The 20,860-nt window shown below is 70.1% G+C and carries 19 protein-coding genes; 18 read left to right on the top strand and 1 reads right to left on the bottom strand.

Going from position 1 to position 20,860, the window contains the following annotated elements; translation table 11 throughout:
• The 10 genes from ruvX to nusB all read left to right on the top strand — a co-directional run bounded on the left by ruvX (nt 1) and on the right by nusB (nt 9,800).
• The gene (gene ruvX, locus ABZS61_RS03445; protein WP_356416382.1) at nt 1-474 is read left to right on the top strand and encodes a Holliday junction resolvase RuvX; all 474 of its coding nucleotides are present in this window, start codon (nt 1-3) and stop codon (nt 472-474) included.
• 100 nt (nt 475-574) lie between these two features.
• Complete coding sequence (gene mltG / locus ABZS61_RS03440; RefSeq protein ID WP_356415434.1) at nt 575-2,338, top strand: endolytic transglycosylase MltG; 1,764 nt, start codon at nt 575-577, stop codon at nt 2,336-2,338.
• On the top strand, nt 2,335-3,168 hold the full coding sequence (locus ABZS61_RS03435) for a shikimate dehydrogenase (RefSeq protein WP_356415431.1): 834 nt from the start codon (nt 2,335-2,337) through the stop codon (nt 3,166-3,168). The genes mltG and ABZS61_RS03435 overlap by 4 nt, the downstream gene beginning before the upstream one ends.
• Nucleotides 3,169-3,369: 201 nt before the next feature.
• Nucleotides 3,370-4,554 (top strand): chorismate synthase, encoded by a 1,185-nt coding sequence (gene aroC / locus ABZS61_RS03430; RefSeq protein ID WP_356415428.1) that lies wholly within the window; start codon nt 3,370-3,372, stop codon nt 4,552-4,554.
• The gene (gene aroB / locus ABZS61_RS03425; protein ID WP_356415425.1) at nt 4,551-6,197 is read left to right on the top strand and encodes a 3-dehydroquinate synthase; all 1,647 of its coding nucleotides are present in this window, start codon (nt 4,551-4,553) and stop codon (nt 6,195-6,197) included. The genes aroC and aroB overlap by 4 nt, the downstream gene beginning before the upstream one ends.
• Complete coding sequence (gene aroQ / locus ABZS61_RS03420; protein ID WP_351172557.1) at nt 6,194-6,637, top strand: type II 3-dehydroquinate dehydratase; 444 nt, start codon at nt 6,194-6,196, stop codon at nt 6,635-6,637. The genes aroB and aroQ overlap by 4 nt, the downstream gene beginning before the upstream one ends.
• A gap of 115 nt (nt 6,638-6,752) precedes the next feature.
• Nucleotides 6,753-7,571 (top strand): Pro-rich N-terminal domain-containing protein, encoded by an 819-nt coding sequence (locus tag ABZS61_RS03415; protein ID WP_356415422.1) that lies wholly within the window; start codon nt 6,753-6,755, stop codon nt 7,569-7,571.
• A 72-nt stretch (nt 7,572-7,643) separates the two neighbouring features.
• Nucleotides 7,644-8,750 carry a M24 family metallopeptidase gene (locus ABZS61_RS03410; protein ID WP_356415419.1) on the top strand — a complete coding sequence of 369 codons (1,107 nt, stop codon included), beginning with the start codon at nt 7,644-7,646 and terminating at the stop codon, nt 8,748-8,750.
• Nucleotides 8,751-8,799: 49 nt separating this feature from the next.
• A complete protein-coding gene (gene efp / locus ABZS61_RS03405; RefSeq protein ID WP_205021949.1) occupies nt 8,800-9,366 on the top strand; it encodes an elongation factor P in 567 nt (188 codons plus the stop codon).
• A gap of 2 nt (nt 9,367-9,368) precedes the next feature.
• Nucleotides 9,369-9,800, top strand: a complete 432-nt coding sequence (gene nusB / locus ABZS61_RS03400) for a transcription antitermination factor NusB (protein ID WP_056787023.1) — start codon at nt 9,369-9,371, stop codon at nt 9,798-9,800.
• Between the two features lie 267 nt (nt 9,801-10,067).
• On the opposite strand, the gene bldD is transcribed toward nusB, so the two are convergent.
• The gene (gene bldD / locus ABZS61_RS03395; RefSeq protein WP_014157378.1) at nt 10,068-10,568 is read right to left on the bottom strand and encodes a transcriptional regulator BldD; all 501 of its coding nucleotides are present in this window, start codon (nt 10,566-10,568) and stop codon (nt 10,068-10,070) included.
• Nucleotides 10,569-10,788: 220 nt separating this feature from the next.
• On the opposite strand from bldD, the gene pyrR reads away from it, so the two are divergent.
• From pyrR to pyrF, 8 genes are all read left to right on the top strand, one after another.
• Nucleotides 10,789-11,373, top strand: coding sequence for a bifunctional pyr operon transcriptional regulator/uracil phosphoribosyltransferase PyrR (gene pyrR / locus ABZS61_RS03390; protein WP_329212938.1), 585 nt, complete (start codon nt 10,789-10,791; stop codon nt 11,371-11,373).
• Nucleotides 11,374-11,463: 90 nt separating this feature from the next.
• Nucleotides 11,464-12,450 carry an aspartate carbamoyltransferase catalytic subunit gene (locus tag ABZS61_RS03385; RefSeq protein ID WP_329212940.1) on the top strand — a complete coding sequence of 329 codons (987 nt, stop codon included), beginning with the start codon at nt 11,464-11,466 and terminating at the stop codon, nt 12,448-12,450.
• 2 nt (nt 12,451-12,452) lie between these two features.
• Entirely contained in the window at nt 12,453-13,739 is a 1,287-nt protein-coding gene (locus ABZS61_RS03380; protein WP_356415413.1) for a dihydroorotase, read from the top strand.
• On the top strand, nt 13,736-14,314 hold the full coding sequence (locus tag ABZS61_RS03375) for a hypothetical protein (protein WP_356415410.1): 579 nt from the start codon (nt 13,736-13,738) through the stop codon (nt 14,312-14,314). Before ABZS61_RS03380 ends, ABZS61_RS03375 begins: the two co-directional genes overlap by 4 nt.
• Nucleotides 14,311-15,453: a glutamine-hydrolyzing carbamoyl-phosphate synthase small subunit gene (gene carA, locus ABZS61_RS03370; protein ID WP_356415408.1), complete on the top strand. Its 1,143-nt coding sequence runs from the start codon at nt 14,311-14,313 to the stop codon at nt 15,451-15,453. Before ABZS61_RS03375 ends, carA begins: the two co-directional genes overlap by 4 nt.
• Nucleotides 15,446-18,754, top strand: coding sequence for a carbamoyl-phosphate synthase large subunit (gene carB, locus ABZS61_RS03365; protein WP_356415405.1), 3,309 nt, complete (start codon nt 15,446-15,448; stop codon nt 18,752-18,754). Before carA ends, carB begins: the two co-directional genes overlap by 8 nt.
• A gap of 57 nt (nt 18,755-18,811) precedes the next feature.
• Nucleotides 18,812-19,921 carry a quinone-dependent dihydroorotate dehydrogenase gene (locus ABZS61_RS03360; RefSeq protein ID WP_356415402.1) on the top strand — a complete coding sequence of 370 codons (1,110 nt, stop codon included), beginning with the start codon at nt 18,812-18,814 and terminating at the stop codon, nt 19,919-19,921.
• The gene (gene pyrF / locus ABZS61_RS03355; RefSeq protein WP_356415400.1) at nt 19,918-20,757 is read left to right on the top strand and encodes an orotidine-5'-phosphate decarboxylase; all 840 of its coding nucleotides are present in this window, start codon (nt 19,918-19,920) and stop codon (nt 20,755-20,757) included. The genes ABZS61_RS03360 and pyrF overlap by 4 nt, the downstream gene beginning before the upstream one ends.
• The last annotated feature ends 103 nt before the right edge of the window (nt 20,758-20,860 follow it).

Raw genomic sequence — 20,860 nt, 5'->3', positions numbered from 1 at the left:
ATGACGCAGATGCGCCGTGGACGTCGACTCGCCATCGACGTCGGTGACGCCCGTATCGGGGTCGCCTCGTGCGACCCCGACGGGATCCTCGCCACGCCGGTGGAGACCGTGCCGGGACGCGACGTCCCGGCCGCCCACCGGCGGCTCGGCCAGATCGTCGAGGAGTACGAGCCGATCGAGGTCATCGTCGGTCTGCCCCGCTCACTGGGGGGCGGCGAAGGTCCCGCAGCGGCGAAGGTCCGGGCCTTCGCCCAGGTGTTCGCCCGCTCGGTCGCACCCATTCCGGTGCGATTGGTGGACGAGAGGATGACCACAGTGACGGCCACTCAAGGGCTCCGCGCTTCGGGCGTGAAGTCCAAGAAGGGCCGGTCTGTCATCGACCAGGCTGCCGCTGTGGTGATCCTTCAGAACGCTCTGGAGTCCGAGCGGGCCTCGGGGCAAGCTCCCGGCGAGGGCGTCGAAGTGGTTGTCTGATCGCGATACGGTAACGTTCCGCGCGATGCGTCGGTGTTCGAACAAACACCGCACAGCGAAGCGAAGAGACGGAACGTCGTCTCGCGGCTCAAGGGGATCGATGACTGAGTATGGCCGGGGCCCCGGCTCCGAACCGTGGCACCCCGAGGACCCCTTGTACGGGGACCAGGGGTGGGAAGGCGGTCGGCAGGCTGCCCACGGCCAGGGCCAGTACGACAGCCAGCAGCAGCCCTACGCGCAGGACCCGTATGCCCAGCAGCAGCCTCAGCAGGGCTACCCGCAGGACCCGTATACCCAGCAGCAGGCGCCGTACGCGCACCAGCAGGACCCGTATGCCGAGCAGGACCCGTATGCCCAACAGCAGCCTCAGCAGGGCTACCCGCAGGACCCGTACGCCCAGCAGCAGCCCCAGCAGCCCCAGCAGCCCCAGTACAACGGCGGCTGGGACACGGGCCAGCAGGCCGCGATGCCGTACGAGCCACAGCCCCAGCCGCCGTACGGCAACGCCCCGGGCGGCTACGGCGAGCAGGCCGACTACTACGGAACGGCCGAGGCCTACCCCCCGCCGCAGCCCCCGGGCCGCCGCGAGCAGGCGTCCGAGCAGGAGCCTCAGCAGCCGCAGCGGCAGAACCCGGACTGGGATCCGGATGAGCCTCAGGAGGAGACGCATCCTTTCTTCACGGGTGCGGACGAGCCCGCCGAGGGCCGCGACTCCCGGAACGCCCGCGACCGTGACGACTACGACGACGACCCGCGCGAGCCCCGCCGGGGCAAGGGCAAGAAGAAGAGCCGCAACGGCTGCGCCTGCCTGGTCGTCTCGCTGGTCCTCGTGGGCGGCCTCGGAGGCGCCACCTACTTCGGCTACTCCTATTACAAGAGCCAGTTCGGCGAGGCGCCCGATTTCGCGGGCAGCGGTTCGGGCGAGGTCGAGGTGGAGATCCCGGAAGGCGCTCTCGGGGCCGAGATCGCGAATATTCTGAAGAAGGCGGGCGTCGTGAAGTCGGCCGACGCCTTCATTTCTGCTCAGAACGGGAATCCCAAGGGGAAATCCATCCAGGCCGGCGTCTATCTCCTGAAGACGGAGATGTCTGCGGACAGTGCCGTGGACCTGATGCTCGACCGGAAGAGTCAGAATCCCTTCATCGTTCCCGAGGGTCGGACCAGTCGCGAGATCTACGCTCTCATCGACACCCGGATCGGCGCGAAGGAAGGTTCCACCGCCAAGGTCGCCGAGACCAAGGGCGAAAGCTTCGACCTGCCCGAGTGGGCTCCGGACGATCCGGACATCAAGGATCCTCTGGAAGGTTTCCTTTACCCCGCCGCCTATCCCGTCAGCAAGGGGGCGAAGCCCGAGGACGTCCTCAAGAAGATGGTCGCGCGGGCGAACAAGGAATACAAGAAGGTCGACCTCGAGGCCACATCGGAAAAACTCGGCCTCGAAGGTCCCTGGCAGCTGATCACGGTCGCGAGCCTCGTCCAGGCCGAAGGAAAGCACAAAGAAGACTTCGACAAGGTATCGAGGGTTGTCTACAACCGTCTCAAGCCCGACAACACCGAGACGTACGGTCTGCTCGACTTCGACTCGACGGTCAATTACGTCAGGAAGGAGAGCACGCTCGACATCGGTGCGGTCGACGATCTGCGCAAGCTCGACGACCCGTACAACACGTACCACGTCAAGGGACTGCCGGCGGGGCCGATCAACAACCCCGGGGCCGAAGCACTGAATTCGGCAGCCAAGCCTGCCCCCGGCCCTTGGTACTACTTCGTGTCGATCAGCGAGGACAAGACGGTGTTCGCGGTGACGAACGAGGAACACGAGCGGAACCGTCAGAAGTACGAGGACCAGAAGGCCGGCGAGTGAGCACTCCCAGACGCGCCGCCGTCCTCGGCTCGCCGATCGCCCACTCGCTCTCCCCGGCCCTGCACAGGGCCGCCTACGCGGAACTCGGCCTCGACACCTGGTCGTACGACCGGTTCGACGTGGACGAGGCCGCACTCCCCGGGTTCGTCGAAGAACTGGACGCCTCCTGGGCGGGACTCTCCCTGACCATGCCGCTCAAGCGGGCGATCATCCCGCTGCTCGACGGGATCAGCGCAACGGCGGCCTCGGTCGAGGCGGTCAACACCGTCGTGTTCACCGAGGACGGCCGCCGGACCGGCGACAACACCGACATCCCCGGAATGATCGCGGCTCTGCACGAACGCGGAGTCGAGAAGGTGGAGTCCGCCGCCGTCCTCGGCGCCGGAGCGACCGCGTCCTCGGCCGTCGCCGCACTCGCCGCGATCTGTACCGGACCGGTCACCGTCTACGTCCGCAGCAGGGAACGCGGTGACGAGATGCGCGGCTGGGGGGACCGCCTCGGCGTCGATGTCCGGGTCGCCGACTGGACGTCGGCGGAGCAGGCCCTGCGGGCCCCGCTGGTGATCGCCACCACCCCCGCCGGCACCACGGACGCTCTGGCCGGTGCGGTACCGGACGCCCCAGGAACGCTGTTCGACGTGCTCTACGAGCCGTGGCCGACGGCGCTCGCCGCCCGCTGGTCAGCAGCGGAAGGGACCGTGGTCGCGGGTCTCGACCTTCTCGTCCATCAGGCTGTCCTCCAGGTGGAGCAGATGACCGGGCGGAGACCCGGCCCGCTGGCCGCGATGCGGGCGGCGGGCGAGGAAGCCCTCGCGGCGCGCGAGCACTGACGCCGCGCGAACCTCGGTCCGCCACGTACACGTGGTGGCCCTTCGTCCCGCGCACAGGGCCGTGTCGAGCACCCCAACGGTCCGTCTGCTGGACCGGCGGGTGGTTCGCGCCCCCGGGCGTGGGAGGATCTGGGTGGCGGGCCAGGGCCGCGCACCCGGTCGCGCCGTTGCAGTTTTCAGGCGCGAGCATGAGGAGCACCGTTGAGCAGGTTGCGCTGGCTGACCGCGGGAGAGTCGCACGGCCCCGCACTGGTGGCGACGCTGGAGGGTCTTCCCGCCGGCATCCCGGTCACCACGGAGATGGTGGCGGACGCGCTCGCCCGGCGACGGCTCGGTTACGGGCGCGGCGCTCGGATGAAGTTCGAGAAGGACGAGGTCACCTTCCTCGGCGGCGTCCGGCACGGCCTGACCATGGGGTCACCCGTCGCCGTGATGGTGGGCAACAGTGAGTGGCCCAAGTGGGAGCAGGTCATGTCGGCCGACCCGGTGGACCCCGACGTACTGGCCGCGCAGGCCCGTAACGCCCCGCTGACCCGGCCCCGGCCCGGTCACGCCGACCTCGCCGGGATGCAGAAGTACGGCTTCGACGAGGCCCGGCCGGTCCTGGAGCGTGCAAGCGCCCGGGAGACCGCGGCCCGCGTCGCCCTCGGCGCCGTCGCCCGCTCCTACCTCAAGGAGACCGCGGGCATCGAGATCGTCTCCCACGTCGTCGAGCTGGCCGCGGCCAAGGCGCCCTACGGCGTCTACCCCAAGCCGTCCGACGTCGAGCGGCTCGACGCCGACCCCGTGCGCTGCCTGGACGCCGACGCGTCGAAGGCGATGGTCGCGGAGATCGACCAGGCCCACAAGGACGGCGACACCCTCGGCGGAGTCGTCGAGGTGCTCGCGTACGGCGTGCCCGTCGGTCTCGGTTCGCACGTGCACTGGGACCGCCGGCTCGACGCCCGGCTCGCCGCGGCGCTGATGGGCATCCAGGCCATCAAGGGCGTCGAGGTCGGCGACGGCTTCGACCTGGCCCGGGTGCCGGGCTCCAAGGCACACGACGAGATCGTGGCCACCGCGGACGGGATCAGGCGCACCTCCGGCCGCTCCGGCGGCACCGAAGGCGGCCTGACCACGGGTGAGCTGCTGCGGGTCCGGGCCGCGATGAAGCCGATCGCCACCGTGCCCCACGCGCTCGCCACCGTCGACGTGGTCACCGGTGAGGCGGCCAAGGCCCACCACCAGCGCTCCGACGTCTGTGCCGTCCCGGCCGCCGGGATCGTCGCCGAGGCGATGGTCGCGCTGGTCCTGGCCGACGCGGTCGCGGAGAAGTTCGGCGGCGACAGCGTCGCGGAGACCCACCGCAACGTGCAGTCGTACCTCTCCCACCTGCAGATCCGGTGAGCGGCCCGCTGATCGTCCTCGTCGGCCCCATGGGGGTCGGCAAGTCCACGGTGGGCGAGCTGCTCGCCGAGCGCCTCGGCACCACCTACCGGGACACCGACGCGGATGTCGTGGCCACGGCGGGCAAGGCGATCTCCGAGATCTTCTTCGACGAGGGCGAGGAGCACTTCCGGGCGCTGGAACGGCAGGCGGTGCGGGACGCCATCGTCCAGCACCGGGGCGTCCTCTCCCTCGGCGGCGGAACGGTGCTCGACGAGAAGACGCGTGAGCTGCTCGCAGGCCACCCCGTCGTCTACCTGTCGATGGACGTGGACGAGGCCGTCAAGCGGGTCGGGCTGAACACCGCCCGGCCGCTGCTCGCCGTCAACCCGCGACGCCAGTGGCGCGAGCTGATGGAGGCCAGGCGCCACCTCTACGAAGAGGTGGCCCGCTCCGTCGTCGCCACCGACGAACGCACCCCCGAAGAGGTCGCCCAGGCGGTCCTCGACGCACTGGAACTGCCGGAGCGCACGGGCGAGTCCCCGCTGTCCGGCCGGGAGAACACACGTATGACCGAGCAGGGCACCACGCGCATCCAGATCGCCGGCACGGCGGGCACCGACCCGTACGAGGTGCTCGTCGGCCGCCGGCTCCTCGGCGAGCTGGGGAACCTCATCGGTGACCGCGCCAGGAGGGTCGCCGTCCTGCACCCCGAAGCGCTCGCCGAGACCGGTGAGGCGGTTCGCCAGGACCTGGCCGACCAGGGCTACGAGGCCATTGCGATTCAGCTGCCGAACGCCGAGGAGGCCAAGACCGTCGAGGTCGCGGCCTACTGCTGGAAGGCGCTCGGCCAGACCGGCTTCACCCGCACCGACGTCATCGTCGGAGTCGGCGGCGGCGCCACCACCGACGTGGCGGGTTTCGTCGCCGCCACCTGGCTGCGCGGGGTCCGCTGGATCGCCGTGCCGACGACGGTGCTCGCCATGGTCGACGCGGCCGTCGGCGGCAAGACGGGTATCAACACCGCCGAGGGCAAGAACCTCGTCGGCGCCTTCCACCCGCCCGCCGGAGTGCTCTGCGACCTCGCCGCGCTCGACTCGCTGCCGGTCAACGACTACGTCTCCGGCATGGCCGAGATCATCAAGGCCGGCTTCATCGCCGACCCGGTCATCCTCGACCTCGTCGAGGCCGACCCGCAGGGCGCCCGTACGCCCGCCGGACCGCACACCGCCGAGCTGATCGAGCGATCCATCCGGGTCAAGGCCGAGGTCGTCTCCAGCGACCTCAAGGAGTCCGGACTCCGGGAGATCCTCAACTACGGGCACACCCTGGCCCACGCCATCGAGAAGAACGAGCGCTACAAGTGGCGCCACGGCGCCGCCGTCTCGATCGGCATGGTCTTCGCCGCCGAACTGGGCCGGCTCGCCGGACGCCTCGACGACGCCACCGCCGACCGGCACCGTGCCGTCCTGGAGTCCGTCGGGCTGCCGCTCACCTACCGTGGCGACCAGTGGCCCAAGCTCCTGGAGAACATGAAGGTCGACAAGAAGTCGCGCGGCGACCTGCTGCGCTTCATCGTCCTGGACGGCATCGGCAAGCCCACCGTGCTCGAGGGACCCGACCCGGCGGTCCTCCTCGCCGCCTACGGGGAGGTCTCCGCATGACCACCCGCAGGGTCCTCGTGCTCAACGGCCCGAATCTCGGACGGCTCGGCTCCCGCGAGCCCGATGTGTACGGGGCGACGTCGTACGCGGGTCTCGTCGACACGTGCCGCACCGTCGGCAAGGAGCTCGGCTTCGACGTCGACGTCCGCGAGACCAACGACGAGGGCGAGCTGATCCGCTGGCTCCACGAGGCAGCCGACGGATCGATTCCGGTCGTTCTCAACCCGGGTGCGTTCACCCACTACTCGTACGGCATGCGCGACGCGGCCGCCCAGCGCACCGCTCCGCTGATCGAGGTGCACATCTCGAATCCGTACGCACGGGAGGAATTCCGCCACACCTCGGTGGTCGCCCCGGTGGCCACCGGCACCGTGGCCGGATTCGGTATCGGCTCCTACCGCCTCGCCCTGCGCGCCCTGTCCGACGAGCTGACGGCCTGACGGACTGTCAACGGGCACTTCGTGCCTTCCTGGGCCGTTCACCGCGTGGCGGCCCAGGAAGGTACGGTTGCCGTCGACCAGCGCCAGTTGCCTGCACGAGACGGAGTGGCACCGGATGCAGCACGCAGTGGGGGCCCCGCTGCCGCCGCCCCGCGGTCCCGGAAACGGGCCGTGGACGCAGGAGGCCCAGCACCCCGGCCACCCCGGTCCGCCGGGGCCGCCGCCGATACCTCCCGCCCCCCAGGGGCAGGGCTGGACCGGCCCCGCACCCCAGCACGCCCCTTCCCCTCCCTCGCGGGAGACCACCGGGCACATCCAGCTCCCACCGGGCGGGCCCGTTCCGCTGCCCGCGCCACCCGCAGAGGCGGGCACCGGCACCGCGACCCTGGCCGTACTGCTGATAGGCCCGGCAGGGGCCGGCAAGACGACGGTCGCCAAGCTCTGGGCGGGCCGCCGCCGAGTCCCCACCGCGCACGTCTCCCTCGACGACGTCCGCGAATGGGTCTGCTCGGGTTTCGCCGACCCGCAGGCCGGCTGGAACGACCACTCCGAGGCGCAGTACCGGCTGGCGCGCCGCACCTGCGGCTTCGCCGCCCGTAACTTCCTGGCCAACGGCATCTCGTGCATCCTCGACGACGCGGTCTTCCCCGACCGGCCCGTCGTCGGCCTGGGGGGCTGGAAGCGCCACGTCGGCCCCGGCCTGCTGCCCGTCGTCCTCCTGCCCGGCCTGGAGATCGTCCTGGAGCGCAACGCGGCCCGCAGCGGCAACCGGCGCCTCTCCGACGAGGAAGTCGCTCGGATCCACGGCCGGATGGCCGGCTGGTACGGCTCCGGCCTGCCGATCATCGACAACTCCACGTACGACGTCGAGACCACCGCCAGGGTCCTGGACGACGTGCTCGCCCGCTCCATCGCCAGCCCGCCGACCTGGTAGCCGCAGGGGGTGGCGCCCCCGGTCGGATGCGCTGACCGGGCGGCCCGCCGCCCGCGCTCGTAGGCTCGGAACATGTCAGAGGTGTACGCCGTCCGACGCGGGCTGCTCCGCGACCGGTACGCCGCCGCCGGATCCGCTGCGGCCCTGGTCTCCCGCCCCGCCAACGTCCGCTATCTCGCGGGCGGGGCCCCGCCCGGCGCCGTGCTGCTGCTCGGCCCCGGACAGGACGTCCTGCTCTGCCCCCGCGCCCCGACGGGCGATCCCGCCCACGGGCACCCCGACGAACAACTGCGGCTGACGGTGCTGCCCGCGCCCGACGGGGACCCCGTCGTCGCGGCCGCGGACCTGGCTCTCTCCCTCGACGCGGACTCCCTCGCCGTGGAGGAGCACGACCTCACCGTCGCCCGGCACCGTGCCATGGGCTCCGTGGCCCCCCGCCTGCGCCTGGCCGACCTAGGCTTCACCGTGGAGCAACTGCGGGTCGTCAAGGACGAGGAGGAGATCGCCTGTCTGCGGATCGCCGCCGAGATCACCGACCAGGCTCTCGGAGAGCTCCTCGAATCCATCCTGGTGGGCCGGACCGAGCGGCACCTCGCCCTGGAGCTGGAGCGCCGCCTGGTGGACCACGGCGCGGACGGCCCCGCCTTCTCCACGTCCGTCGGCACCGGCCCCAATTCCGGCCAGGGGCGTCACAGGCCCTCGGACCGGAGGGTGGAGGAAGGCGATTTTCTCTCCGTCTGTCTGGGCGCGAACTATCGCGGCTACCGGTGCGAGATCGGGCGGACGTTCGTCATCGGGACCGCTCCCGCCGCCTGGCAGATCGAGCTGTACGACCTTGTTTTCGCCGCTCAGCGGGCCGGGCGGGAGGCTCTCGTGCCCGGTGCGGCCTACCGTGACGTCGACCACGCGGCCCGTCATCTGCTGGACTCGGCGGGTCACACGGAGGGCCTCCAGGCCTGGACCGGGCACGGGGTCGGGCTCGAAATCGACGAGGACCCGCAGCTGGCACCGACAGCCATGGGTAAACTGGACGCTTGTGTGCCGGTCACCGTCGAACCGGGGGTCCACCTCCCGGGCCGGGGCGGTGTCCGGATCGATGACACGCTCGTCGTGCGCCCCGAGGCGGACGGCGGACCCGAGCTACTCACCATTACGACCAAGGAGCTGCTCGCGCTCTAGCGCGCATCCTTTGTCGTCCACCAGCTTCAGTCCAGGAGATTCCGCAACCGTGGCTTCCACGAACGACCTCAAGAACGGCCTGGTGCTCAAGCTCGACGGAGGCCAGCTCTGGTCCGTCGTCGAGTTCCAGCACGTCAAGCCCGGCAAGGGCCCGGCTTTCGTGCGTACCAAGCTCAAGAACGTGCTCTCCGGCAAGGTCGTCGACAAGACGTTCAACGCCGGCGTGAAGGTCGAAACGGCCACCATTGACCGCCGAGACATGCAGTTCTCGTACATGGACGGCGAGTACTTCGTCTTCATGGACATGAACACGTACGACCAGCTGATGGTCGACCGCAAGGCTGTCGGCAACGCCGCCAACTTCCTGATCGAGGGCTTCACCGCCTCGGTCGCGCAGCACGAGGGCGAGGTGCTCTACGTCGAGCTGCCGGCCGCGGTCGAGCTGACGATCCAGCACACCGACCCGGGCGTCCAGGGCGACCGCTCCACCGGTGGCAGCAAGCCCGCCACCCTGGAGACGGGCTACGAGATCGGCGTCCCGCTCTTCATCACCACCGGCGAGAAGATCAAGGTCGACACCCGTACGGGCGACTACCTCGGCCGGGTGAACAGCTAACCGTGGCTGCCCGGAACAAGGCCCGCAAGCGCGCCTTCCAGATCCTCTTCGAGGCCGACCAGCGCGGTGAGTCCGTGCAGACGGTCCTCGCGGACTGGGTTCGGCTCTCGCGGACCGACGACCGTCAGCCGCCGGTCGGCGAATTCACCATGGAGCTCGTCGAGGGGTACGCGCAGTACGCGGACCGGATCGACGACCTCATCGTCACCTATGCCGTGGACTGGGAGATCGACCGCATGCCGGTCGTCGACCGGAGCATCCTCAGGCTCGGCGCGTACGAGCTGATCTGGATGGACTCGACCCCGGATGCCGTGGTGATCGATGAGGCGGTCCAGCTCGCCAAGGAGTTCTCCACGGACGACTCCCCGTCCTTCGTGAACGGCCTGCTGGCCCGTTTCAAGGACCTCAAGCCGAACCTTCGCCGGGAGCAGTAGCTTTCCGGCGGCGTTCAGCCGAACGAAGGGCCCATGGCGCGAGCTGTGGGCCCTTCGGCGTGCCCGGCACCTCTCGGCGGCGCCGGCGCCCTGCCCGGCAAGGCCCGCCCTGCACCGGCCGCGGTGCGGGCCCGTCCCGGGGACGGAGAGGTCCCGGGAAACCGAAGGGTCCCGGAACACCGAACGGTCCCGGGAAACGGAAACGCCGGGCCGGCAGGGTGCCCCGAGGGCCCCCGCCTACCCGGCGGTACGTTTCTGCTGCGGCAGTCAGCCCTCGTCGTGGGCCACTGCGCGGCGCGCGTCGGCGTCCAGAACGCCCCAGCTGATCAGCTGCTCCGTGAGTACGGACGGCGACTGGTCGTAGATCACGGCCAGGGTGCGCAGGTCGTCCTGGCGGATCGACAGCACCTTGCCGTTGTAGTCGCCGCGCTGGCTCTGGATCGTCGCCGCGTAACGCTGCAGCGGACCGGCCTTCTCCGGCGGGACGTGGGCGAGGCGCTCCAGGTCGAGGACGAGCTTCGGCGGCGGCTCAGCAGCCCCGCCGGGCGTCGTGCCGGGCAGGAGCTCCTGCACCGGAACGCCATAGAAATCCGCCAGCTCGGCAAGGCGCTGCACGGTCACGGCGCGGTCGCCGCGCTCGTACGAACCGACCACAACGGCCTTCCAGCGGCCCTGCGACTTCTCCTCCACGCCGTGGAGGGAGAGGCCCTGCTGGGTGCGGATGGCGCGGAGCTTGGCCCCGAGCTGTTTTGCGTATTCGCTGGACATAAGGCTCCCCGGACGCTGGAACATTCTGCGGCTCCGCCGCGTGGCTGGTAACTCACTGTGAGGTTACGCAGCGTTACTTGGATGCGTCAAGCTGAAAGGTCCGGACTGCCACCTCCCGGGGGCGCGGTCAGGGCTCGCACAAGCCCTGGTAACGTGGATGACGCAATTTCGACGTCCTTTAACGTCCGTCCAGAGAGGCGGAGAAGGAGGTCCGTTTCTTATGGACGCACAGCATGACGACCATGGCAATGCGGCACGCCCCGTTCTCGAGGCTCCCGACATCGCCCGGGTACTGACCCGAATCGCCCACGAGATCGTCGAACGCGCCAAGGGCGCCGACGACGTGGTGCTTCTCGGCATCCCTACGCGGGGGGTCTATCTCGCCTCCCGGCTCGCCGGGAAACTCGAAGAGATCACCGGCCGGAAGACGCCGGTCGGATCGCTCGACATCACGATGTACCGCGACGACCTGAGGATGCGCCCCGCGCGCGCCCTGGCCCGCACGGAGATCCCCGGTGAGGGCATCGAGGGCAGGCTGGTCGTCCTCGTCGACGACGTGCTCTTCTCCGGCCGCACGATCCGCGCCGCACTCGACGCGCTCGGCGACATCGGCCGCCCACGTGCCGTGCAGCTCGCGGTCCTCGTCGACCGCGGCCACCGCGAACTCCCGATCCGGGCCGACTACGTCGGCAAGAACCTCCCCACGTCGCTGCGGGAGACGGTCAAGGTCCAGCTCGCCGAGGAGGACGGCCGCGACGCCGTGCTGCTCGGCGTCAAGCAGACGGTCCCGGCGGGCGAGCAGTAGCTCCGCGTCCCGTACGCCGCTCCAGTGGCCGTACGGCGGCTTCCGCACGCCCGCATGCCTGATCCCTCCACCATCCACGGAGAACCCCAGATGAAGCGTCACCTCATCTCGGCCGCAGATCTCACCCGCGACGACGCCGTCCTGATCCTCGACACCGCCGAGGAAATGGCCCGGGTCGCGGACCGGCCGATCAAGAAGCTCCCCACCCTGCGCGGCCGTACCGTCGTCAACCTCTTCTTCGAGGACTCGACGCGCACCCGCATCTCGTTCGAGGCCGCCGCCAAGCGGCTGTCCGCCGACGTCATCAACTTTTCCGCGAAGGGCTCGTCCGTCTCCAAGGGCGAGTCCCTCAAGGACACCGCCCTGACCCTGGAGGCGATGGGCGCGGACGCCGTCGTCATCCGGCACGGCGCCTCGGGGGCTCCGTACCGCCTGGCGACATCCGGCTGGATCGACGGGGCAGTCGTCAACGCGGGTGACGGCACGCACGAGCACCCCACCCAGGCACTGCTGGACGCCTTCACGATGCGCCGCAGGCTGGTCGGAGCCGACGCCGGGCTCGGCCGGGACCTCGAAGGCCGCCGGATCACGATCGTCGGCGACATCCTGCACAGCCGGGTGGCCCGGTCCAACGTCCACCTGCTGACCACACTCGGCGCGCACGTCACCCTGGTGGCTCCGCCCACCCTGGTGCCGGTCGGTGTCGAGCAGTGGCCCTGCGACGTCAGCTACAGCCTCGACGAGGTGCTGCCGAAGTCCGACGCGGTGATGATGCTCCGTGTGCAGCGCGAACGGATGAACGCCGCGTACTTCCCGACCGAGCGCGAGTACTCGCGCCGCTACGGCCTGGACGGCCTGCGCATGGCGCGCATGCCCGAGCACGCCATCGTCATGCACCCCGGCCCGATGGTCCGCGGCATGGAGATCACCGCCGACGTCGCCGACTCCGACCGCTGCACGGTCGTCGAGCAGGTCGCCAACGGTGTGTCGATCCGCATGGCCGTGCTCTACCTGCTGCTCGGCGGCTCCGAGCCCGCCGCCCCCGCCGTTCACACCCGTACCGAGGAGAACAAGTAACCATGAGCAAGATCCTTATCCGCGGTGCGAAGGTCCTCGGCGGCGAGCCCCAGGACGTCCTCATCGACGGCGAGACCATCGCGGCGGTCGGCACCGGGCTCGACGCCGGCGACGCCACCGTGATCGAGGCCGCGGGCCAGGTCCTGCTGCCCGGCCTCGTCGACCTGCACACGCACCTGCGCGAGCCCGGGCGCGAGGACTCCGAGACGGTGCTCACCGGCACCCGTGCCGCCGCCGTCGGCGGCTTCACCGCCGTTCACGCCATGGCCAACACCTTCCCGGTCGCCGACACCGCGGGTGTCGTCGAGCAGGTCTGGCGGCTCGGCAAGGAGTCCGGCTACTGCGACGTGCAGCCCATCGGCGCCGTCACCGTCGGCCTGGAGGGCAAGCAGCTCGCCGAGCTCGGAGCCATGCACGACTCCGCCGCCGGAGTGAAGGTCTTCTCGGACGACGGCAAGTGCGTCGACGACGCGGTGATCATGCGACGCGCCCTGGAGTACGTGAAGGCGTTCGACGGTGTCGTCGCCCAGCACGCCCAGGAGCCCCGCCTCACCGAGGGCGCCCAGATGAACGAGGGCATCGTCTCGGCCGAGCTCGGTCTCGGCGGCTGGCCCGCCGTCGCCGAGGAGTCGATCATCGCCCGCGACGTGCTGCTCGCCGCCCACGTCGACTCCCGGGTGCACATCTGCCACCTCTCGACCGCCGGCTCCGTGGAGATCGTCCGCTGGGCCAAGTCCAAGGGCTGGAACGTCACCGCCGAGGTCACCCCGCACCACCTGCTCCTCACCGACGAGCTCGTACGGACCTACGACCCCGTCTACAAGGTGAACCCGCCGCTGCGCACCGAGGCCGACGTGATGGCTCTGCGCGAGGCGCTCGCCGACGGCACGATCGACTGCGTCGCCACCGACCACGCCCCGCACCCGCACGAGGACAAGGACTGCGAGTGGGCCGCCGCCGCCATGGGCATGGTGGGCCTGGAGACCGCGCTGTCCGTGGTCCAGCAGACGATGGTGGACACCGGTCTTATCGACTGGGCGGGTGTCGCCGACCGCATGTCGTTCCGTCCCGCGGCCATCGGCCGGCTCGAAGGACACGGCCGGCCCGTCTCGGCGGGTGAGCCCGCCAACCTCACCCTGGTCGATCCGGCATACCGTGGAGCCGTGGACCCCGCGGGCTTCGCGTCCCGCAGCCGCAACACTCCGTACGAGGGTCGCGAGCTGCCGGGCCGAGTGACCCACACCTTCCTGCGGGGCCGTGCCACGGTCGTCGACGGGAAGCTCGCGTGACAACACTGAACCCCCTCTACCAGCTGGCCGCCGAGCAGAAGTCGGCGGAAGTGACCGACTGGTCCGCCCGCATCAGCTGGGTCCTCGGACTGGTCGTCTTCATCGCTTTCGTCTACTGGCTGATGCGCCAGGGGTGGAAGTGGCGCGGGCGCCTCCAGTCCGATCTGCCCGAGCTCGCCACGGCCCCCGAAGGATTCGCGGACGGCGAGAAGCTGCTCACGCTGACCGGCCGCTACCACGGATCGACCACCGCGGGACAGTGGCTCGACCGCATCGTCGCCCACGGCCTCGGCACCCGCAGCCGTGTGGAGCTCACCCTCACGGAGCAGGGACTGGACGTCGTACGCCCCGGCGCGGCCGACTTCTTCGTCCCCGCCGCCGCACTGCGCGAAGCCCGCCTCGACAAGGCCCTCGCCGGCAAGGTCCTCCCCGAGGGCGGCCTCCTGGTCATCACCTGGGCACACGGCGACAAGCTGATCGACTCCGGATTCCGCTCCGACCACGCCGCCGAGCACCCGGCCTGGGTCGCCGCCGTCAACCACCTCACCAGCACTACGGAAGGCACCGCACGATGACGATCTCCACCCGGGGAGCCGACAAAGCTCCCGCCGTACTCGTCCTGGAGGACGGCCGCTCCTTCCGCGGCCGCGCCTACGGGGCCGTGGGGGAGACCTTCGGCGAGGCGGTGTTCTCCACCGGCATGTCCGGTTACCAGGAAACGCTGACCGATCCCTCCTACCACCGCCAGGTCGTCGTGATGACCTCCCCGCACGTCGGCAACACCGGCGTGAACGACGAGGACCCCGAGTCGAAGCAGATCTGGGTCGCCGGCTACGTCGTGCGCGACCCCGCCCGCAAGCCCTCCAACTGGCGCTCCCGGCGCTCGCTGGACGAGGAGCTCGTCAGCCAGGGCATCGTCGGCATCAGCGGCATCGACACCCGTGCGCTGACCCGCCACCTCCGCGAGCGCGGCGCGATGCGCGTCGGCATCTTCTCCGGCAACGCCCTCGCGGACGAGGGCATGCTGCTCGCCAAGGTGCGCCAGGCGCCCGAGATGAGCGGCGCGGACCTCGCCGCCGAGGTCGCCACCAAGGAGGCGTACGTCGTCCCCGCGATCGGCACCAAGAAGTTCACGGTCGCCGCGATCGACCTCGGCATCAAGGGCATGACCCCGCGCCGCATGGCCGAGCGCGGCATCGAGGTGCACGTCCTGCCCGCCACCGCCACCCTCGACGAGGTGTACGCGGTGAAGCCCGACGGAGTCTTCTTCTCCAACGGCCCCGGCGACCCGTCCACCGCCGACCACCCGGTCTCCGTCATGCGGGGCGTCCTGGAGCGGAAGACCCCGCTCTTCGGTATCTGCTTCGGCAACCAGATCCTGGGCCGCGCACTCGGCTTCGGCACCTACAAGCTGAAGTACGGCCACCGCGGCATCAACCAGCCCGTGCAGGACCGCACGACCGGCAAGGTCGAGGTCACCGCGCACAACCACGGCTTCGCCGTCGACGCCCCTCTCGACAAGGTCTCCGACACGGAGTTCGGCCGCGCCGAGGTCTCCCACGTCTGCCTCAACGACCAGGTCGTCGAAGGCCTCCAGCTCCTGGACCGGCCCGCCTTCAGCGTCCAGTACCACCCCGAAGCGGCCGCCGGCCCGCACGACGCCGCGTACCTCTTCGACCGCTTCGTTTCCCTGATGGAGGGCCAGCGTGCCTAAGCGCTCCGATATCCAGTCCGTCCTGGTCATCGGCTCCGGCCCGATCGTCATCGGGCAGGCCGCCGAATTCGACTACTCCGGCACCCAGGCCTGCCGCGTCCTCAAGGCCGAGGGCCTGCGCGTCATCCTGGTCAACTCCAACCCGGCGACGATCATGACCGACCCGGAGATCGCCGACGCCACGTACGTCGAGCCGATCACCCCCGAGTTCGTCGAGAAGATCATCGCCAAGGAGCGCCCCGACGCGCTGCTCCCGACACTGGGCGGCCAGACCGCGCTCAACACGGCGATCTCCATGCACGAGAACGGTGTCCTGGAGAAGTACGGCGTCGAGCTCATCGGCGCCAACGTCGAGGCCATCAACAAGGGCGAGGACCGCGACCTCTTCAAGGGTGTCGTCGAAGCCGTCAAGGCGAAGATCGGATACGGCGAGTCCGCCCGCTCCGTCATCTGCCACACCATGGACGACATCATGGAGGGCGTCGAGACCCTCGGCGGCTACCCCGTCGTCGTCCGCCCCTCCTTCACCATGGGCGGCGCCGGCTCGGGCTTCGCCCACGACGAGGAGGAGCTGCGCCGCATCGCCGGACAGGGCCTCACGCTCTCGCCGACCACCGAGGTGCTCCTGGAAGAGTCCATCCTGGGCTGGAAGGAGTACGAGCTGGAGCTGATGCGCGACAAGAACGACAACGTCGTGGTCGTCTGCTCCATCGAGAACTTCGACCCGATGGGCGTCCACACCGGCGACTCGATCACCGTCGCCCCCTCGATGACCCTCACCGACCGCGAGTACCAGCGGCTGCGCGACATCGGCATCGCGATCATCCGCGAGGTCGGCGTCGACACCGGCGGCTGCAACATCCAGTTCGCCATCGACCCGACCGACGGCCGGGTCATCGTGATCGAGATGAACCCCCGCGTCTCCCGCTCCTCGGCGCTGGCCTCCAAGGCCACCGGCTTCCCGATCGCCAAGATCGCCGCCAAGCTGGCCGTCGGCTACACGCTCGACGAGATCCCCAACGACATCACCGAGAAGACGCCGGCCTCCTTCGAGCCGACCCTCGACTACGTCGTCGTGAAGGCCCCGCGCTTCGCCTTCGAGAAGTTCCCCTCCGCCGACTCCACCCTCACCACCACCATGAAGTCGGTGGGTGAGGCCATGGCGATCGGCCGCAACTTCACCGAGGCGCTGCAGAAGGCCCTGCGCTCCCTGGAGAAGAAGGGCTCGCAGTTCGCCTTCACCGGCGAGCCCGGCGACAAGGCCGAGCTGCTCGCCGAAGCGGTCCGCCCCACGGACGGCCGCATCAACACCGTCATGCAGGCGATCCGCGCCGGTGCCACGCAGGAAGAGGTCTTCGACGCCACGAAGATCGACCCCTGGTTCGTCGACCAGCTCTTCCTGATCAAGGAGATCGCCGACGAGCTGGCCGCCGCCGAGCGCCTCGACACCGAGCTGCTCGCCGAGGCCAAGCGCCACGGCTTCTCCGACGCCCAGATCGGTGAGATCCGCGGTCTGCGCGAGGACGTCGTGCGCGAGGTACGGCACGCCCTCGGCATCCGCCCGGTCTACAAGACGGTCGACACCTGCGCCGCGGAGTTCGCCGCGAACACGCCGTACTTCTACTCCTCCTACGACGAGGAGAGCGAGGTCGCGTCCCGCACCAAGCCCGCGGTGATCATCCTCGGCTCCGGTCCGAACCGCATCGGCCAGGGCATCGAGTTCGACTACTCCTGCGTCCACGCCTCCTTCGCACTGAGCGACGCGGGCTACGAGACCGTGATGGTCAACTGCAACCCGGAGACCGTCTCCACGGACTACGACACCTCCGACCGGCTGTACTTCGAGCCGCTCACGCTCGAGGACGTCCTGGAGATCGTGCACGCCGAGTCCCTCGCGGGCCCGATCGCCGGTGTCATCGTCCAGCTCGGCGGCCAGACCCCGCTCGGTCTGTCGCAGGCGCTCAAGGACAACGGCGTGCCGGTCGTGGGCACCTCCCCGGAGGCCATCCACGCCGCCGAGGACCGCGGGGCCTTCGGCCGGGTCCTCGCCGAGGCCGGTCTGCCCGCCCCGAAGCACGGCACGGCGACCACCTTCTCCGAGGCCAAGGCCATCGCCGACGAGATCGGCTACCCCGTCCTCGTACGCCCGTCGTACGTGCTCGGCGGCCGCGGCATGGAGATCGTGTACGACGAGGCGCGCCTCTCCTCGTACATCGCCGAATCCACCGAGATCAGCCCCACCCGGCCGGTCCTGGTCGACCGCTTCCTCGACGACGCGATCGAGATCGACGTAGACGCGCTCTACGACGGCACCGAGCTGTACCTCGGCGGCGTCATGGAGCACATCGAGGAGGCCGGCATCCACTCCGGCGACTCCGCCTGCGCACTGCCCCCGATCACGCTCGGCGGCTTCGACATCAAGCGCCTGCGGGCCTCGACCGAGGGCATCGCCAAGGGCGTCGGCGTACGCGGCCTGATCAACATCCAGTTCGCGCTCTCGGGCGACATCCTCTACGTCCTCGAAGCCAACCCGCGCGCCTCGCGGACCGTCCCCTTCACCTCGAAGGCCACCGCGGTCCCGCTCGCCAAGGCCGCCGCCCGCATCTCTCTGGGCGCGACCGTCGCCGAGCTGCGCGAGGAGGGCCTGCTGCCGAAGCACGGCGACGGCGGCACCCTGCCGCTCGACGCGCCGATCTCCGTCAAGGAGGCCGTCATGCCGTGGTCGCGCTTCCGCGACATCCACGGCCGCGGCGTCGACACGGTCCTCGGCCCGGAGATGCGCTCCACCGGTGAAGTCATGGGCATCGACTCGGTCTTCGGCACGGCGTACGCCAAGTCGCAGGCCGGTGCGTACGGCCCGCTGCCCACCAAGGGCCGCGCCTTCATCTCCGTCGCCAACCGCGACAAGCGCTCGATGATCTTCCCGGCCCGCGAACTCGTCGCCCACGGCTTCGAGCTGATGGCCACGTCGGGGACGGCCGAGGTGCTCAAGCGCAACGGCATCAACGCCACCATCGTGCGCAAGCAGTCCGAGGGCGAGGGCCCCAACGGTGAGAAGACCATCGTCCAGCTGATCCACGACGGCCAGGTCGACCTCATCGTCAACACGCCGTACGGAACGGGCGGCAGGCTCGACGGCTACGAGATCCGCACGGCGGCCGTCGCCCGGTCGGTGCCGTGCCTCACCACGGTCCAGGCGCTCGCCGCCGCCGTCCAGGGCATCGACGCGCTCAACCACGGCGACGTCGGCGTACGTTCCCTCCAGGAACACGCGGAACATCTGACCGCGGCCCGCGACTAGAAGCAGCCAGCAGGGGGACACCGGAAACGGTGTCCCCCTCTTCATGAGGACTGTGTGATGTACAAACTCTTCTTCCAGCTGGTCTTCAAGCGCATGGACCCGGAGCAGGCCCACTACCTGGCCTTCCGCTGGATCCGCCTCGCGGCCCGCGTCCCCGGCCTGCGGACCTTCGTCGCCGCCGCGCTCGCCCCCCGCTACGAGGAACTGCGCACCGAGGCCCTCGGGCTGAGGATGCACGGCCCGTTCGGGCTCGCCGCCGGCTTCGACAAGAACGCGATCGCGATCGACGGCATGTCGATGCTCGGGTTCGACCACATCGAGATCGGCACGGTCACCGGCGAACCGCAGCCCGGAAACCCCAGGAAGCGCCTCTTCCGACTCGTCGCGGACCGCGCGCTGATCAACCGCATGGGCTTCAACAACGAGGGCTCCGCGGCCGTCGCCGAACGTCTGGCCACCCGCAGGCCCGTCTTCCGCACGACGGTCGGCGTCAACATCGGCAAGACCAAGGTCGTCCCCGGGGCCGAGGCGGTGGGGGACTACGTCAAGTCCACCGAGCGGCTCGCCGCCCACGCCGACTACCTCGTCGTCAACGTCTCCTCGCCCAACACCCCTGGCCTGCGCAACCTCCAGGCCACCGAGGCGCTCCGGCCACTGCTCGCGGCGGTGCGCGAGGCCGCCGACCGTACGGTCACGGACCGCCGGGTCCCGCTGCTCGTCAAGATCGCCCCAGACCTCGCCGACGACGACGTCGACGCGGTCGCGGACCTCGCCGTCGAGCTCGGCCTGGACGGCATCATCGCCACCAACACCACCATCGCCCGCGACAGCCTCGGCCTGAAGTCCCCGGCGTCGCTGGCCAAGGAGACCGGCGGACTCTCCGGCGCACCCCTCAAGGAGCGCTCCCTGGAGGTTCTGAGCCGCCTGTACGCCCGTGTGGGGACCCGGATCACCCTCGTCGGTGTCGGGGGCGTCGAGAACGCCGAGGACGCCTGGCAGCGCATCCTCGCCGGTGCCACGCTCGTCCAGGGCTACAGCGCCTTCATCTACGAGGGCCCGTTCTACGCCCGCTCGATCCACAAGGGCCTGGCCGCCCGCCTGGCCGCCTCCCCGTACCCCACCCTCGCCGAAGCCGTCGGCGCCTCGACACGGAAGGTCATGCAGTGACCCTCGAACCCTTCGGCGCCCGCCTGCGCCGCGCCATGGACACCCGCGGGCCGCTCTGCGTGGGCATCGACCCGCACGCCTCGCTCCTCACCTCCTGGGGCCTGAACGACGACATCGCGGGCCTGGAGCGCTTCACCCGTACGGTCGTCGAGGCTCTGGCCGACCGGGTCGCCGTGCTCAAGCCGCAGTCGGCGTTCTTCGAGCGCTTCGGCTCGCGCGGCATCGCCGTCCTGGAGAAGGCCGTCGAAGAGGCGCGAGCCGCCGGGGCCCTGGTGCTCATGGACGCCAAGCGCGGGGACATCGGCTCCACCATGGGCGCCTACGCGGCCACGTACCTCGACAAGGACTCGCCGCTGTTCTCGGACGCCGTCACCGTCTCGCCGTACCTCGGCTTCGGCTCGCTGCGCCCGGCGCTCGACGCGGCCGCGATCTCGGGCTCGGGCGTCTTCGTCCTCGCCCTCACCTCCAACCCGGAGGGCGCCGAGGTCCAGCGTGCCACCGCCGCCGACGGCAGGCCGCTGGCCCAGCTGATGCTCGACCACATGGCCGCCGAGAACGAGGGCGCGGCTCCGCTCGGCTCCGTCGGGGCGGTCGTCGGCGCCACGCTCGGGGACGCGGGTGTGAATCTGGCGATCAACGGTCCGCTGCTCGCTCCCGGCATCGGCGCCCAGGGCGCCACTCCCGCGGATCTGCCCGGTGTGTTCGGCGCCTCGGTGGGCAATGTGGTGCCGAGCGTGAGCCGGGGCGTGCTGCGCCACGGTCCGGACGCGTCAGGGCTGCGCGAAGCCGCCGGTCGGTTCGCGGACGAGGTCCGCGCAGCCGTCTCGGATGGCTGACCATGCCACGTAACAGCGCGTTGACGGAATCCTGACCAGAAATCCGGGTTGTTATGACGGAAATGTCCCGGTCGGCTAAGGCTGACCAGGACTTTTCGTCTGT

This window comes from Streptomyces sp. NPDC005566, assembly GCF_040605575.1.
Taxonomy (GTDB): domain Bacteria; phylum Actinomycetota; class Actinomycetes; order Streptomycetales; family Streptomycetaceae; genus Streptomyces.
The sequence above is the reverse complement of the archived record's forward strand: the minus strand, read 5'-3'. Positions and strand labels throughout refer to the sequence as shown.